The following is a 15,288-nucleotide window of genomic DNA, read 5'->3' as shown; positions in this document are numbered from 1 at the left end:
TCAGTTTTATTAAAACACTTTTACAGTATGGTAATAATGAATCGTTGGCATGGAATCGATGAGTTTTTAGCAGTAGCAGAAACTGGCAGTTTTACTAGGGCTGGTAAAATGCTTGGTATGTCGGTGGCGCATGTGAGTCGGTATGTCAGTCAATTAGAGGAGCGTTTAAATACACAGCTGTTGACCAGAACAACCCGCAAAGTTGTGCTAACCAAAGAAGGTGAAATATTTGCTCATCAAACAAAGCAACTTCAGCATGCAATGGATGATGCAACGGCACTGCTTGCAGAACAGCAATTGACACCTAAAGGCACTATAAAGCTGACTGCTCCTGTAATGTATGGAGAAAGTTATATTATGCCAGCGGTGCATTCGTTTATGCAAAAGCACCCTGATATTGAAGTGATCAGCCATTTAAGTAATGAGCAAGTTAATCTACTCGAAGAAGGGTATGATTTGGCAATACGACTAGGGCATTTAAAAGATTCTTCTTTAAAAGCAAGGCGCATTAATCAGCGCAGGCTAGTTATTTGCTGTAGCCCTGAATATATAAACAACTATGGGCAACCACACAGTGTGAGTGAGTTACACCATCATCATTGCTTAATTGGTAATAACAGCTATTGGCGGGTAAAAGAGCAAAACCAAGATAAACACATAAAAGTAGCAGGGCGCTTACAATGTAACAGTGGTTGGGCATTGGTAGATGCTGCAATTAAAGGGTTAGGTATTGTGCAACTGCCAGACTATTATGTAAATGAGCACTTAAATACGGGGAACCTCGTTGCTGTGTTATCGAATGTTGCGCCTGCACCTGAAGGTGTATGGGGGGTGTATCCACCAAGACAGTTTATTGCAACGAATGTAAAAGCATTACTTGATCATCTTGTTGAGAGTGTTCAAGTATCGGATTTATAATTATTTTTTACAATTTCTCGCATCCCATCATGGCTAAATATATGCTAACATGAGCGCATATTTAGCCCTTGGATTACCCATAAATTATTATGTTTCAACCTGTTAGCCTTTTTATAGGGCTGAGATATAGTCGCTCTTCAAAGGGTAATGCCTTTATCTCATTTATTTCATTTTTTTCTATTGCAGGCATCGCTATTGGCCTGATGGCTCTTTTTACGGTTAGCTCGGTTATGAATGGTTTCGAGAATAATCTAAAAACCAATATGCTAGGGCTAATTCCTCATATTGAAGTAGAAGGGGATTCCCATTCAAAAGAGGCAATGGCGACGCTTAAAACTCAGCTTACAAACTCTCAAGATGTAAAACAAGTCAACCTATACCGTCATGGTGAAGCCATTTTACAAACAAATAAAGACTTACATGGTGTGTTGTTACAAGGGCTTTATGATGATGGAAACTCACTTTATCAGATTAAAGATAAAATTGTCGTGGGTGATTGGTCATTGGTGATGGATAAACAGTACCATATTGCCATAAGTCGTTATTTAAGTCGCAAGCTTGGTATCTCCATTGGTGATAAAGTGCGAGTTATTATGCCAAATGCAAGCGCGTATACCCCCTTGGGTAGGGTGCCGAGTCAACGCTTATTTACGGTCGCAGCTTTATATGAAACGCAATCTGAAATAGATACCTCTTTAGCCTTCACCAGTGGTTACTCATTACAGCGAGTTTTAAAAATAGCATCATCAGCAGCACCTAATTTAAGTGTATCCTTGTATGAGCCTTTTGCTGTTGAGGATGTTTTACAATCACACAGTCAGATGTTAGCTGGGTTTAAGTATTCAGATTGGCGAGACACGCAAGGAACCCTTTTTGCCGCTGTAGCAATGGAGAAAAGGATCATGTCAATGCTATTGGGACTGATTGTTTTAGTTGCTGTATTTAATATTGTCTCAGCGTTGACCATGATGGTGAGCGAAAAGCAAAGTGAAGTCGCAATTTTGCAAACGCTGGGTTTAACGCCCAAGCAAGTACAACATGTATTTATGATACAAGGCTTATATAACGGTCTTATCGGTACCAGTATCGGTGCTTTACTTGGGGTATTGTTAAGTAGCAATATCAATGAATTATTGAATATGTTAGGCATCAATTTATTAGCAGGTGTGAGCTTACCCGTTAAATTTGATGTTATGAGTTTGAGCCTAATTGCCGCAGGGAGTATTGCGATGAGCTTTTTAGCCACTTTGTATCCTGCCCGAAAAGCTGCAAAAGTGAATCCAGCAGAGGTATTACGTTATGAGTGATCTAGTCATCAATTGTCAGCAGCTGAACAAAGTTTATCAAGATGGCGATAACCAAGTTGAAGTATTAAAAGGGGTTGAACTGGCGCTTAAACAGGGTGAAATGTTGGCCATCGTTGGCAGCTCAGGATCGGGTAAAAGTACTTTATTGCACATTTTAGGAACCCTCGATAATGCAACAAACGGCACAGTCGAAATTAAAGGTAAGCAAGTAGGAAAGCTAAACCGCAAACAACAAGCTAACTTTCGCAACGAAAATCTTGGTTTTATTTACCAATTCCATCATTTGTTAATGGAATTCACTGCGATTGAAAATGTTGCTATGCCATTGCTTATAAAAGGCTTAAGTGCAATTGAAGCGAACAAAAAAGCATTAATTATGCTTGATAAAGTAGGTCTTTCTCATCGCAGTGAGCATAAACCTTCAGCGTTATCAGGCGGTGAGCGTCAACGTGTTGCCATTGCAAGGGCCTTAGTTACTGAGCCTGCGTTAGTACTTGCAGACGAACCAACAGGTAATTTAGACAAACAAAATGCAATAAAAATTTATGACTTAATTAAAGAGTTAAATAGCAGTCTCAAAACAAGCTTTGTTGTGGTCACGCATGATTTAGAGCTTGCAGATAAGCTGGGAAAAATTGCTTATTTAGATGATGGTAAGCTTGCAATTAAAGAGTCTCAAAATGTTGCTTAGTGCCTTTATTTCAAAACGTTTTCGCGCACACAGTGGTCATAAAGATGGTCAAAATGGTTTTGTGAGTTTTATAGCAAAGGCTTCGACCATAGGTATTCTATTAGGTGTTGCTGTTCTTATTGTTGCGCTATCGGTTATTAATGGCTTTGAGCAGCAATTGGTGCACAGATTATTGTCTGTTGTGCCACAAGTTGAATATGTAGCCCCTAATAAACCGATCAATGATTGGCAAAATAAAGTCAAATTACTAGGTGAGCAAAATGGCGTTGCTGGCGCAGCGCCTTTTATCAGTGTAAGTGGTATGGCACAGTTTAAAAATGAACTGAAAGCGGTTGAGGTACGCGGAGTTGAAGCCGATTTAGAGAACCAAGTTTCTGCGCTTAATCAGTTTACTCAGGGCCGTTTAGTAAGCCAACTACAGCAAGAAGATGTCATCTTAGGTCAACAAATCGTCAATAAGCTTGGTCTAGAAATTGGCGACCCCGTTACGTTATTGATCCCACAGATTAATCAACAAACGAGTAAGTTACTCTCACCAAAGCGGGTGAGTGTAAAGCTCGTGGGCATTGTTAATATGGGCGGGCCTATAGATGAAACAGCTGCGTATATAAGATTAGATAAAGCACAAGCTGTGCTGGGTTTTACTAAAAACCAAGTAACAGGGCTTAGGTTAAAAGTGGATGATGTTTTTGCTGCACATCAAACGGCGATGCGGGTCGGGCAAGTTATCCCCGACTATGTGTATGTGTCTAGTTGGTTTAGAACACAAGGCAGTTTGTATCAGGATATTCAAATGGTTCGCACGATTGTTTATATCGTGGTGTTTTTAATTATTGCTGTTGCCAGCTTTAATATTGTTTCATCCTTGGTGATGGAAGTACGCGAGAAACAGGCAAACATTGCTATCTTAAAAACCATGGGTGCACAAGATAGTACAATCTTGGCAACTTTTGTTATGCAAGGCTTTACTCAAGCCCTAATTGGTGTGCTGTTAGGTACTGTTATTGGTGTTATGGTGGCACTTAATATAAGTGAGCTGTTTACTTGGTTAAGCAACCTAGCTGGTGATAACCCGTTACAAGGTGTTTATTTTGTTGAGTTTCTACCGAGTAAGTTAGTTTGGCAAGATATTGTTGTTACAGTTTTTGTTACTTTTATTTTGGCTATACTAGCAACACTTTATCCAGCATGGCAGGCAACAAGAATTGACCCTGCAAAGGTGTTAGGTAACTAAAAGTGTGAATAAAGCTTAAATGCTCGCAAACACTTGCACCCTAGTATATTAAGCCTTAAAGTGTCCTAAATGTAGTAAAAGAGTAACCAATATGGAACAAAAACAAGCTAAGCCACTGACAGAAGAAGAGCAAGCACAAGCACACAAACAAAGTATTATGTGGCAACGAGAATGTTTCCAGAACGCGCAAAAGCATTTAGCTGAAAAAGGTGTGATCCCGCAAACTGTCATTGAAAAAGAAAGCCGCTTTATTGCGCCACTAGTTGCTGTTTGGAAATTCAAAGCTCAAAATGGTAAAAGCTACTGGGTGGTGACGGGCCGTTTACCAACGGACCACGCCGAAGCGAGCGCAGCGAAAGATGCACGTGAAGCTTTACGCTTCTTTTCGATGCAATGGCAGCTTAAAGCAGACCAACTTATGCAATCAGGTGCAGTCGATAAAACAAAAGTTGATTTTGCAAATCTGTTGATAAATCGTGCACACGGTTTGTATGAGTTATTTGAAAAAGATGATATGTGGCAAAACGAGCCAGCATAGTCTGAGTTTACTGTAAAAAGCTGAATAGAACTATTCAGCTTTTTATTTTGTATCGTTAATGCACCAAGGTGAATGGTCGCGTATCAAATTGTTTGATGGGGCAAAGCATTCGTTGTCTTGGAATACCAGCCTCCATAAATACTAAGCCATCTGCTGCAAAACCATTTCGTTTAAACCTGTCAACTTCGTTCAAAATGCAATTAATACTCACACAGTCGCACCCTTGTTTTTCAGCCATTTTAACTAAATAGGTTAGTAGCGATTTATAGACAGAGCGATTGCGATGCTCAGGCAAGACAGCAATACGGCCTATGAGCCCATCATTACATAAACGCCCTGTAGCGACAGGGCATTTACCATCTTTTGTAACCAATACATGGTGTGCTGTTTGATCAAGATGATCAAATTCTACGTGTTTAGGGATGTGTAATTCATATACAAACACACGCTCCCTGATTTGCTGCAAGAGTTCCTTGTCGATACTCCATTCAACTTCATCGATATGATAGCCCATAAACACACGCTCCTAACAAAACCAAATACCCTCATTTAAAAGTGTAGTAAAGGTTTTCAAGAAAATGTGATTATTTTTTGAACTATTTATGTCGGTAGCTGTCAGGTAAGTTTGATCGGTGAGCTTTTTGATTAGCTCAAGTTCATCTAAATCATGCATATAGTTAACACCATTGATGCTTAATAGAACCTGTTCATCAATTATTTGGTAAATTGCACGAGTACCGCCTAAACGCTCAAAAACAACGTCTTCATCATTGAGTAAGTCATTTACATCATCTAATGTGTAGGGCTCTTCTAAAGGCGCTAAATCCATTTCATGCTTTGGCTGGCTCATACTATTGCCTAGCCAAGTCTTAAACACTGCGTCATCATTAATCGCAGCAATCATTAATTGTTTTACTTTCTCGGCTTCAGTTTGGTTAAGTTCACCTTTTGATGAGCGTAATTTAAGCTCTGCATCACCGTATCGTTGATTGCCAAGTTCAGTATCAATGAGGTGATCAGCAAATTGTGATAATAAATCACGCTGATTAGGCGCTCTAAAACCAACAGAGTAATTAAGTGCATTTTCAACTGCGTAACCTTCATGTGGGCAGCCAGGCGGGATATACAGAATATCTCCAGGCTCTAACACACAATCGATAACCGCAGGGAATTGCTCAACTTGCAACAGACTTTTATTTTGCGCAAATTGTTTTAAATTCGCATCAGGCATACCAACTCGCCAGTGGCGTTTACCTTCACCCTGTATAATAAACACATCGTACTGGTCTAAATGCGGGCCTACACCACCACCTGGGGTTGAGTAGCTGATCATCAAGTCATCGATACGCCAGTTTGGAATAAAGCGAAATGGTTCTAGCAGTTGCGCTGCATCGTTATGCCAATGGTCAACTGCTTGCACTAAGAGTGTTGAATGTTGCTCTGTCAGTAAGCTAAAGTCTTCAAACGGGCCATGATATGCTTGCCAATCATCTGAGTGATTGGTCACTATACGTGATTCAATGCTTTCTTCCATTGCTAGACCGGCTAATTCTTCGGGCTCTATAGGATCAGCAAAATCTTTGAAGCCTTGTTTAATAAGTAATGGTTTTTTCTGCCAATACTCAGCTAAAAATTGCTCTTGGGTTAATGAATTGATGGTTAATTGATACATAACATGACCTAAGCGAATTGATATAAAAAAAGCGAAAGGAAGGCCTTTCGCTTTTTTAAGTCTTAATTTGAATTTAAGCTAAGTTGTCGATGAACTCAACAGCACGACCAATGTAATTAGCCGGTGTTAATTTTTTCATTTCTACTTTTGCTTCTTCAGGTAACTCGAGACCATCGATGAAATCAGCCATGATTTCTTGGTTTACGCGCTTACCACGAGTAAGGTCTTTAAGTTTTTCATATGGCTTTTCGATACCATATTTACGCATAACCGTTTGGATTGGCTCTGCTAGTAATTCCCAGTTTTGGTCTAGTTCTGCTAATAAACGCTCTTCGTTTACTTCAAGCTTGCTAACACCTTTTAATGTCGCTTGGTAAGCGATAAGTGTGTAACCCATACCAACACCCAGGTTACGTAACACTGTTGAGTCAGTTAAGTCACGTTGCCAGCGAGATACCGGTAGTTTTTGTGCAAGGTGAGTAAAGATAGCGTTAGCAATACCTAAGTTGCCTTCAGAGTTTTCAAAATCAATCGGGTTTACTTTGTGAGGCATAGTTGAAGAACCAATCTCACCTGCGATTGTTTTTTGTTTGAAGTGGTTAAGTGCAATGTAGCCCCAAACGTCACGGTCAAAATCAAGTAATACAGTGTTGAAACGTGCAACTGCATCGAATAACTCAGCAATGTAATCGTGCGGCTCGATTTGTGTTGTGAATGGGTTAAATGTTAAACCTAGGCTCGTTACGAACTGCTCAGCGTGGCTGTGCCAATCGTAATCTGGGTACGCGCTAAGGTGAGCGTTGTAGTTACCTACAGCGCCGTTGATTTTACCTAACATTTCGACGTTAGCAATTTGATCACGTTGACGCTTTAAGCGCATGTATACGTTTGCAAACTCTTTACCCATTGTAGAAGGGGTAGCTGGTTGACCATGTGTACGCGTCATCATCGCTACTGATTTGTACTCAACCGCTTTTTCTTTTAATGCATTTAGAAGTTGGTCACAGTATGGAAGTAATACTTTGTCACGCGCTTCTGTCAGCATTAAACCGTGAGACAGGTTATTGATGTCTTCTGAAGTACATGCAAAGTGAATGAATTCGTTTACTGCGTTAAGCTCTGCGTTGTCTGCTACTTTTTCTTTAAGTAGGTATTCAACCGCTTTTACGTCATGGTTCGTTGTGCGCTCGATTTCTTTAACGCGTGCTGCATCAGCTTCGCTAAAGTTATCAACAATGGCATTAAGTAAAGCATTAGCCTCGTCGCTAAATGCCGGTACTTCTTTGATTGCGCTAGCTGCAGATAAAGCTTGTAACCAACGAACTTCAACAGTTACACGGTATTTGATTAAACCAAATTCGCTGAAAATGCTGCGTAGTTCCGTGGTCTTGCTGCCGTAGCGACCATCTACCGGAGAGATAGCGGTTAACGCTGAAAGCTCCATAATGACTCCTAAATTGTCTAGTTTGAACGATAATTAAATATACTGTTTAGCAATGGCAAGGATTTTTCTCTTCGAAAAGAAAAAGTGACGGCGTTTACCGCCCATTTGTCGCCATAACACGGCACTACGAATTCCGGCCAATAATAGGGCGCGGATTTTGTTTTGCGTGAGTTGCTGCTTTAATAACTCTGGCTTGCCGTACACTTGAATACGATGCCCAAGGGGGCTTAGCACCGATGAGTAAATATCGGCAAGCGCTGCGACCACAGTATCATCTGTGATAGCAAAATGGTCGAGGCGACGCTTAACATCATCAATGCGACGACCTAATTCATTTAAACTGTTTTGTTTTGCACTTAATGCGCGCTCTAACTGCATTAAGCCACCCACATATTTTACGATTTCAACGTCTTTGTCAGAGCCTGCTGAAAGCTGGGCGATTAAGACACGGTAACCGTCACGTAAATTATGTTTACCCTGATATACATCTTCAGGGCTATTAGGTGATGTCTCGACAATACAGCTTAGTAATTTTTCTAATTCGTGATCACTGCCTTGGCCATATTGCGCAACTTTTTGTACTTGTTTGGCAACTTGGCACATGGCGGCTAAAGCCATGACTTGGTGTTCTGTCATTATTTGATCACCGAATCAATAATACCACCACCTAAACAGACTTCGTCAGCATAGAATACGGCTGATTGACCTGGTGTAACTGCTTTTTGTGGCTCATCAAATAATACGCGTGCCATACCATCTTCACCAACGAGTAAAGTACAGCTGATGTCTTCTTGGCGATAACGGGTTTTAACAGTACAGCGTGTGGTACCTTTGGGGCCTTCGCGATCAACCCAGTGAAGTTGATTTGCATTTAAGCCATTACTGTATAGGCGAGGGTGGTCTTTACCTTGACCAACCACTAATACGTTACGGTCAACGTCTTTATCAACCACATACCAAGGTTCACCTGAACCTTCTTTCATGCCACCAATTAATAAACCTTTACGTTGACCAAGGGTGTGGTACATCAAGCCTTCGTGCTCACCCACTTCGTTGCCATCGGTATCTTCAATTTTACCTGGCTGTGCTGGTAAGAATTTTTGTAAGAAGTCTTTAAATTTACGCTCACCAATAAAACAGATACCGGTACTGTCTTTTTTATCGTGAGTGATTAAGTCTTGTTCTTCAGCGATGCGGCGAACTTCAGGTTTAGCAATATCGCCAACAGGGAAAAGTGTTTGCGCAATATGTTCATGGCTTAAAGTGTATAAGAAATAACTTTGATCTTTGTTGTCATCAAGACCACGACACATAACAAATTTATCACCACGCTTTTCGCGGCGTACATAGTGGCCTGTGGCAATGTAATCAGCACCCAAAGCCTGTGCTGCAAATTCTAAAAATGCTTTGAATTTGATTTCTTTATTACACATGATGTCTGGGTTTGGCGTACGGCCTGCCTTGTACTCAGCTAAAAAGTACTCAAACACATTGTCCCAGTATTCGGCTGCGAAATTTACAGTGTGAAGCTCAATGCCTAGTTTGTCGCACACAGCTTGCGCGTCTTTAAGGTCTTCAGCTGCAGCACAATATTCATCATTATCGTCTTCTTCCCAGTTTTTCATGAACAGGCCTTCAACTTGATAGCCTTGTTGCTTTAATAAATACGCTGATACAGAAGAATCCACACCGCCGGACATACCCACGATGACTTTAATGTGACTATTTTCGCTCATAATATTCGCTGTCATTTTTTAACTGCTATGGAAAGACTGGCATTATAGCATGCTTTTAGACGCCCAAACCAGCCAAAATCACAGCCGTTATTGGTAAATCAAACTCAGTGGGTAGGCTTTGCCAGCTAAATGATCTTCAATGCATTTTAAAACTAGAGGGCTTCTCAGCGGCAGGCTTTTAATTTGCTCAAGGCTAAACCAATCTGCGCCTAGAATGTCATCATCTTGGGGGGAGGGTACAAATAGCTCAGCGCAACTAAAAGCAAAGCTAAAACGCATATAGTGAACGCCATTCGCGGCATGCAAATTATAAATGCCAACAAGGTGGCTGGGGTTAAGGCTAATGCCCGTTTCCTCTATAAGTTCACGATGTGCAGCATCTGCTAAGGTTTCATTTGCCTCCAAATGGCCGGCTGGTTGGTTATAACAGATTTCACCAGTGTGTTTGTCACGCTCTTTAACAAGTAAAAATTTCTCTTGGCACGTGACAATAGCGGCCACTGTGACATTGGGTTTATGCATCTGGGTTGTTCACTACTTTAAATTGGCCGTTATCTAAACCATCGAGAGTATAGTTACCAATGCTGTAACGAATTAATCGCAAAGTAGGGAAGCCAACATGAGCAGTCATCCGGCGAACTTGGCGATTACGTCCTTCAGTGATAGAGATTTCTAACCAACTGGTTGGAATGTTTTTCCGCTCGCGAACGGGTGGTGTACGCGGCCAAATTGATGGCTCGTCAATACGTCTGACCTTAGCGGGCTTGGTCATGCCATCTTTAAGTTCTACGCCTTTGTTAAGGGCAAAGAGTGCCTCATCACTCACATCACCTTCTACTTGCACCCAATATGTTTTAGCTGTTTTTTTATTGGGTTCAGTAAGTGTGTGTTGTAACTTACCGCAGTTTGTAAGAAGCAAGAGTCCTTCGCTGTCTCTGTCTAGGCGTCCTGCCGCATACACGTCTTTAATAGTAATAAAGTCGGCTAGGGTTTTACGGTTTTGGTCATCAGTAAATTGGCAAAGCACATCAAATGGTTTGTTAAACAGCACCACTTTGCGTTGCTCTGGGCTAATTGCTTTTTTTACTTCTCGTTTTTGCGTAGGTCTAGAGTATGTTCGGCCACTGCTGCGACGCGGTTTATTTTTTGGTTTATTTACCATTAAATGCACCTAGCCGGTTTAGGTAAACCTGCAATTTTAGTTGCTTGCTTAGCGGGGCCTTTTGGAAACAGTTTGTATAAATACATACTGTTACCTTTTTCTTCACCTAGCTTTTGAGCCATTGCTTTTACCAGCATACGAATAGCGGGGCTGGTGTTGTATTCAAGATAAAAATCACGCACAAAATGCACAACTTCCCAGTGCTGTTCACTTAAAGTAATGTTTTCTTGCTCGGCAATAATAGGCGCAAGTTCTTCGCTCCAATCATTTGTATCAAGCAAATAGCCTTGTTTGTCTGTTTCAATCTGTTTGTTATTAAATTCAAGCATGATTTACCAAGTAATCGTGTTTTGAGCTGATAATGTGAGTTCTACAAACTCAGCATAGCTAATGTTAATATCACTTTCGGTTAGTGAGATGGCGCGTGCCGTGGCATCTTCTTCCAACAAGTGCAGGGTAGCAGAAAATTGTTTAAATTGGTTGATGTTATAACAAGCATCACCAACCAAAAGTAAAGCGTGGTTGCTATCAATCAAATTCTCAAGTGTATTAAGGCAGTAATGCGATAAAGGTTTTGAAAAAATATGTAAGGTACTCATAGAGTCACCACTTGATGCTGTTGAGCTATTAAAGCACGCTGCTGTTCAAAGTTAGCAACTTTAACGTCAATAATGAGATTTTCCTTAGTTAACTTAAAATCCATAAGTGACTTCTCGCACACATATATGTTTTCAACATCATATAACTCAAGCGTTTTTATCGTTTTAAAATAATTTTTAATACCTAACAGTTCAGGTTGTTGGTTTTTTTTAAGTGCTAGCACTGCATCCGCACTTAATAACCAACTGATATTCTGATCAATAGCTGCGAAGATAAGTGCCATGTCGAGCGATTCCCGAATGTGTTGGTCGTCAAATGGAGCATGTTGACTTATTACTAAAACATTTTTCATTTAAATTGCACCCATTTATCTGCTTCACTGGCTAGCATTGCAAACTCAGCAAGCCCTGCAACCTTGAAAACACCCGTATTCTGTGTATCCAAACCACGTTTTTCGGCTGCTGTAACGCATAACAATAGAGGAACTTCTTTTGCCGATAACTTTTGCCAAAGTTGCTTTATAGGTAGTTCATCGCTAGCAAGATCTAAATGATTGCTCGCATGGAAAATTCCTGCTTGGTATAAGAAAATAGCTGAAATGGTGTGGCCGCCTGCAATACAAGCTTCAGCAAACTTAATTAAGCGCTGTGTTGTATCATGATCAGTCGGTGCGGTATGAAGAGATAGTACAAATTGTGCCAAAACGCATCCAATAAAAAAGCCCCTAGAAAGGGGCTATTTTATCAGATAAATATCTATTTAGTCATCACTTGCGCCAAGTAGGTGTAGAAGTGATGTAAATAAGTTATATACATTCAAGTAAAGGGCGACAGTTGCACGAATGTAGTTAGTTTCACCACCGTTAATAATGCGGCTTGTGTCAAATAAGATTAAGCCAGACATGATTAAAACTACAGCAGCATTGATAACCATGAAAGTAATAGAGCTACCGATGAATAGGTTTACTAAACTGGCAATGATAACAACGATTAGGCCAACTGTTAAAAAGCCACCCATGAATGAGAAGTCTTTTTTAGTCGTCAGTGCATAGGCCGATAAACCAAAGAAAATTAACGCGGTCGAACCAAGAGCCTGCATAATGAGTAATGGGCCGTTTGGCATTGCTGCATAGTAATTTAAAATAGGACCAAGGCCTGCGCCCATAAGCCCTGTAAATACAAATACCCAAGCGACACCAGAGGCTGAGTCAGCTTTTTTGTTGACTACAAAAAGTACACCAAATGCAATAAGGCTGAATACCAGACCCATGAAGTAAGGTAAATTCATCGCCATTGAAATACCGGCTGTCACTGCGCTGAATGCTAATGTCATGGCCAGTAAGAAATAAGTATTTTTAAGTACTTTGTTTGTTTCAATGGTCGACATAACCGGTTTAGCGGTATTGTACGAGTGATTAAACGCCATTGTAGAGCTCCTTTAAATGAACTATTTAGTTCGTTAGTTCCAATTATTAAACTAGAACTAAGACTACCAAGAGTTATATATTTGGGCAAACCTTTGTAGTTCAATAGACACGATAAATAATTGAAAAGTTCAATGTTGCGCATAATCTAAACGCTGCTGTACTAATGCTGAGCAAATTAATTGTTTTTTAATCACTTAAACAGTTTTTTGAAAAAAAAGCTTCACAAAGCTCATTGGCTTATCTATTATGCACGCCGTCGGAGAGATGGCAGAGTGGTCGAATGCACCGGTCTTGAAAACCGGCAGGGGTTTGTAGCCCCTCTAGGGTTCAAATCCCTATCTCTCCACCATTATTACTAAGCTATTTGCGCAAGCGAGTAGTTATTTCGCATTCGGAGAGATGGCAGAGTGGTCGAATGCACCGGTCTTGAAAACCGGCAGGGGTTTGTAGCCCCTCTAGGGTTCAAATCCCTATCTCTCCACCATCATCAGAGCCGCTGATTAGTTCAGCGGCTTTTTTGTGTCTAATCCTTTCTCATCTCTAGTACGACTATTGTCGATATTTCGGATTTTTTCTAGTTAGTCCATGCTTATTACTTCTCGTATTATCTTTGTTAAAGTAGGGAATTTATGAAACATCGTATAGCAAAGAGTGTAGGACTATCTTTATTATCGCCTGTGATCATTGGTTGTGTCTTAGGCCTGTATTATGCGTTTACCTTAGAAGGAAATGGCTTAAGTATTTTCTTTAACCTCTTAGTGAGCGCCATTTCTAATGCCCATATTGTTGGCTTAACAATGGCGGCCTTTGTCGTGCCTGGTTACTTATTAATGTTTAAGTACGCGAAAGTGAACTACTCGGGTGTTTTAACACTGGGTTTATTAGGAGGCGCTATTTTTAGTTATTTGCTGAGTGCAACGGCGGGTACCGCATTTATTGTGAATGCGCTTATGTCTGCATTGGCTGCAGGTTTATTCTTATTTGGATTGAGACAGGGCTTGGCAGTTCAAACTCCCCATCAATAGCAGAATATTTAATCAAGCTGACTGAAATTGAGGGCAAAATGTTTTTTTTTGCCCTTAAAAGGTTTCATTTGTCGCCCACAAAGAGTACCTTTAGCTACTGTATGTTTAATAAGAAGTAGTTTGGTATGTCGAAGCAAAAATTTTACCAGTCATTAGTTAAACAAACTGAATCGCTGATTAATGGTGAGTCAAATGTTATAGCAAATATGGCAAATATTAGTGCGCTTTTGTTTACCTCATTAGAGGATATTAACTGGGCGGGTTTTTATTTAATGGATTCGCCAGATGAGCTAGTACTTGGTCCGTTTCAAGGCAATCCGGCCTGTATCCGTATTCCTGTAGGTAAAGGAGTATGTGGCACGGCTGCTAAGACACAAGAAACACAATTAGTGGAAGATGTTCATGCATTTGCCGGTCATATAGCCTGTGACGCTGCATCTAACTCTGAAATTGTGGTACCCATTTTTAAAGATGGTAAAGTTTTTGCCGTACTTGATATTGATAGTCCAAATATCGGACGTTTCGATGTTGACGACCGCACAGGTCTAGAAGCACTTGTAAAATGCTTTGAGGCAAACCTGTAATGAAAGATCTGCTAAACGTGCAAGATTACCTTTTTTCCATTCAAGATGTTGGTGATTGGGAAGGAGAAGAAGAAGTTGTAGCCGAAAGGCTCAATGAGTTGATTCACATGGCTTGGGATCGTCTCCCTGACGACCTTGACTGTGAATCGATTGATGAAATTATAAATGGTATTTGGGAACACCTTCGAGGGGAGCTTGCACTTTTAGAGGCCGAATTCGAAGAGTTGACCGACTGGGTAACACACTATGTCGATTCATCACTTGATGAAAAGATGTAATAAAAGGTTCTAACATGGAAACCACAAACAAGCTAAAAGATATTAATGAAGTACTGGATTTCTTATATCAAGAATTTCCGCAATGTTTTAAACAAAAAGACGGCATTCAGCCGCTTAAAGTCGGTATCTTTAAAGATATCGCTGAGCGCATTGAAGGTTCTGAGAAAGTAAGTAAAACTCAGGTTCGTCAAGCACTTAGAAAGTATACCTCAAATTGGCGCTATTTAGAGGCAGTGACTAAATCTGAGTTCCGCATCGATCTTGATGGTAATCAAGATGAAAAAGTGGAACAAGAACACATTGAGCACGCCCAAAAAGCACTTGAAGAAAGCCGCGCCAAAATGGCTAAGCGTAAAAAGCAGCAACGTCCACGTAGAGATTCAGACACAAAATCTTACAAAAAGAACGGTGCTCAAAATGCCAAATCTGGTGATAAAGGCGCTAGAGTAGGTAATAAGCCTGCAAAAGCTGCACCAGCTAAACGTTCAGGAAAAGTTGAACCTTTACCTGCCTCTGAGGTCAAGGTTAATAGCAAAGTGAAAGTTAAACTTGGCCAAGCTCTTGTAAATGCTGTTATAACAGAAGTGAACAAAGATGAAGTTCATGTTGAGTTAGTAACAGGGATGCAAGTTAAGACCAAAGCAGACAGCCTGTATATCATTTAATAGCTGTA

General features: G+C 40.5%; 21 protein-coding genes and 2 tRNA genes. 11 read left to right on the top strand and 12 right to left on the bottom strand.

The window, feature by feature from the left end; all coding sequences use genetic code 11:
• The first annotated feature begins 36 nt into the window (after positions 1 to 36).
• The 5 genes from NYF15_RS16455 (at position 37) to NYF15_RS16435 (ending at position 4,688) form a co-directional block, all read left to right on the top strand.
• On the top strand, positions 37 to 918 hold the full coding sequence (locus NYF15_RS16455) for a LysR family transcriptional regulator (RefSeq protein ID WP_237118644.1): 882 nt from the start codon (positions 37 to 39) through the stop codon (positions 916 to 918).
• A gap of 89 nt (positions 919 to 1,007) precedes the next feature.
• Entirely contained in the window at positions 1,008 to 2,225 is a 1,218-nt protein-coding gene (locus NYF15_RS16450) for a lipoprotein-releasing ABC transporter permease subunit (protein WP_130149764.1), read from the top strand.
• On the top strand, positions 2,218 to 2,916 hold the full coding sequence (gene lolD, locus NYF15_RS16445) for a lipoprotein-releasing ABC transporter ATP-binding protein LolD (protein WP_371354140.1): 699 nt from the start codon (positions 2,218 to 2,220) through the stop codon (positions 2,914 to 2,916). The genes NYF15_RS16450 and lolD overlap by 8 nt, the downstream gene beginning before the upstream one ends.
• Positions 2,906 to 4,150 carry a lipoprotein-releasing ABC transporter permease subunit gene (locus tag NYF15_RS16440; protein WP_371354139.1) on the top strand — a complete coding sequence of 415 codons (1,245 nt, stop codon included), beginning with the start codon at positions 2,906 to 2,908 and terminating at the stop codon, positions 4,148 to 4,150. Before lolD ends, NYF15_RS16440 begins: the two co-directional genes overlap by 11 nt.
• A gap of 91 nt (positions 4,151 to 4,241) precedes the next feature.
• A complete protein-coding gene (locus NYF15_RS16435) occupies positions 4,242 to 4,688 on the top strand; it encodes a DUF4826 family protein (RefSeq protein WP_062568965.1) in 447 nt (148 codons plus the stop codon).
• Between the two features lie 55 nt (positions 4,689 to 4,743).
• Here the strand turns inward: NYF15_RS16435 and NYF15_RS16430 are convergent, their stop codons facing one another.
• The 12 genes from NYF15_RS16430 to NYF15_RS16375 all read right to left on the bottom strand — a co-directional run bounded on the left by NYF15_RS16430 (position 4,744) and on the right by NYF15_RS16375 (position 12,727).
• Positions 4,744 to 5,202, bottom strand: coding sequence for a GNAT family N-acetyltransferase (locus NYF15_RS16430; RefSeq protein WP_130149767.1), 459 nt, complete (start codon positions 5,200 to 5,202; stop codon positions 4,744 to 4,746).
• A 12-nt stretch (positions 5,203 to 5,214) separates the two neighbouring features.
• The gene (locus NYF15_RS16425; protein ID WP_371354138.1) at positions 5,215 to 6,360 is read right to left on the bottom strand and encodes a JmjC domain-containing protein; all 1,146 of its coding nucleotides are present in this window, start codon (positions 6,358 to 6,360) and stop codon (positions 5,215 to 5,217) included.
• Positions 6,361 to 6,433: 73 nt separating this feature from the next.
• Positions 6,434 to 7,804, bottom strand: coding sequence for an adenylosuccinate lyase (gene purB / locus NYF15_RS16420; protein WP_054561603.1), 1,371 nt, complete (start codon positions 7,802 to 7,804; stop codon positions 6,434 to 6,436).
• Between the two features lie 33 nt (positions 7,805 to 7,837).
• Complete coding sequence (gene hflD, locus NYF15_RS16415; protein WP_371354137.1) at positions 7,838 to 8,440, bottom strand: high frequency lysogenization protein HflD; 603 nt, start codon at positions 8,438 to 8,440, stop codon at positions 7,838 to 7,840.
• A complete protein-coding gene (mnmA, locus tag NYF15_RS16410; protein WP_054551934.1) occupies positions 8,440 to 9,540 on the bottom strand; it encodes a tRNA 2-thiouridine(34) synthase MnmA in 1,101 nt (366 codons plus the stop codon). Before mnmA ends, hflD begins: the two co-directional genes overlap by 1 nt.
• Before the next feature lie 87 nt (positions 9,541 to 9,627).
• The gene (locus tag NYF15_RS16405; RefSeq protein ID WP_371354136.1) at positions 9,628 to 10,062 is read right to left on the bottom strand and encodes an NUDIX hydrolase; all 435 of its coding nucleotides are present in this window, start codon (positions 10,060 to 10,062) and stop codon (positions 9,628 to 9,630) included.
• Positions 10,055 to 10,702 carry an rRNA large subunit pseudouridine synthase E gene (locus NYF15_RS16400; RefSeq protein WP_371354135.1) on the bottom strand — a complete coding sequence of 216 codons (648 nt, stop codon included), beginning with the start codon at positions 10,700 to 10,702 and terminating at the stop codon, positions 10,055 to 10,057. The genes NYF15_RS16405 and NYF15_RS16400 overlap by 8 nt, the downstream gene beginning before the upstream one ends.
• The gene (tusE, locus tag NYF15_RS16395; protein ID WP_062568972.1) at positions 10,702 to 11,031 is read right to left on the bottom strand and encodes a sulfurtransferase TusE; all 330 of its coding nucleotides are present in this window, start codon (positions 11,029 to 11,031) and stop codon (positions 10,702 to 10,704) included. The genes NYF15_RS16400 and tusE overlap by 1 nt, the downstream gene beginning before the upstream one ends.
• A gap of 3 nt (positions 11,032 to 11,034) precedes the next feature.
• Positions 11,035 to 11,301, bottom strand: a complete 267-nt coding sequence (locus NYF15_RS16390) for a DsrH/TusB family sulfur relay protein (protein WP_371354134.1) — start codon at positions 11,299 to 11,301, stop codon at positions 11,035 to 11,037.
• Complete coding sequence (gene tusC / locus NYF15_RS16385) at positions 11,298 to 11,654, bottom strand: sulfurtransferase complex subunit TusC (protein ID WP_371354133.1); 357 nt, start codon at positions 11,652 to 11,654, stop codon at positions 11,298 to 11,300. Before tusC ends, NYF15_RS16390 begins: the two co-directional genes overlap by 4 nt.
• Positions 11,651 to 12,004, bottom strand: a complete 354-nt coding sequence (tusD, locus tag NYF15_RS16380; protein ID WP_130149774.1) for a sulfurtransferase complex subunit TusD — start codon at positions 12,002 to 12,004, stop codon at positions 11,651 to 11,653. Before tusD ends, tusC begins: the two co-directional genes overlap by 4 nt.
• Positions 12,005 to 12,061: 57 nt before the next feature.
• On the bottom strand, positions 12,062 to 12,727 hold the full coding sequence (locus tag NYF15_RS16375) for a Bax inhibitor-1/YccA family protein (RefSeq protein WP_130149775.1): 666 nt from the start codon (positions 12,725 to 12,727) through the stop codon (positions 12,062 to 12,064).
• A gap of 259 nt (positions 12,728 to 12,986) precedes the next feature.
• Here NYF15_RS16375 and NYF15_RS16370 point away from each other — a divergent pair.
• From NYF15_RS16370 to proQ, 6 genes are all read left to right on the top strand, one after another.
• Positions 12,987 to 13,077, top strand: a tRNA-Ser gene (locus NYF15_RS16370).
• A 44-nt stretch (positions 13,078 to 13,121) separates the two neighbouring features.
• Positions 13,122 to 13,212, top strand: a tRNA-Ser gene (locus tag NYF15_RS16365).
• Between the two features lie 145 nt (positions 13,213 to 13,357).
• Entirely contained in the window at positions 13,358 to 13,753 is a 396-nt protein-coding gene (locus NYF15_RS16360) for a hypothetical protein (protein WP_371354132.1), read from the top strand.
• Positions 13,754 to 13,878: 125 nt separating this feature from the next.
• Positions 13,879 to 14,337 carry a GAF domain-containing protein gene (locus NYF15_RS16355; RefSeq protein WP_371354131.1) on the top strand — a complete coding sequence of 153 codons (459 nt, stop codon included), beginning with the start codon at positions 13,879 to 13,881 and terminating at the stop codon, positions 14,335 to 14,337.
• Positions 14,337 to 14,615: a hypothetical protein gene (locus NYF15_RS16350; RefSeq protein ID WP_130149778.1), complete on the top strand. Its 279-nt coding sequence runs from the start codon at positions 14,337 to 14,339 to the stop codon at positions 14,613 to 14,615. Before NYF15_RS16355 ends, NYF15_RS16350 begins: the two co-directional genes overlap by 1 nt.
• Before the next feature lie 14 nt (positions 14,616 to 14,629).
• Positions 14,630 to 15,280 (top strand): RNA chaperone ProQ, encoded by a 651-nt coding sequence (proQ, locus tag NYF15_RS16345; protein WP_130149779.1) that lies wholly within the window; start codon positions 14,630 to 14,632, stop codon positions 15,278 to 15,280.
• Positions 15,281 to 15,288: the final 8 nt, after the last annotated feature.

This window comes from Pseudoalteromonas sp. 68 DY56-GL68, from assembly GCF_041414825.1.
Taxonomy (GTDB): domain Bacteria; phylum Pseudomonadota; class Gammaproteobacteria; order Enterobacterales; family Alteromonadaceae; genus Pseudoalteromonas.
The sequence above is the reverse complement of the archived record's forward strand: the minus strand, read 5'-3'. Positions and strand labels throughout refer to the sequence as shown.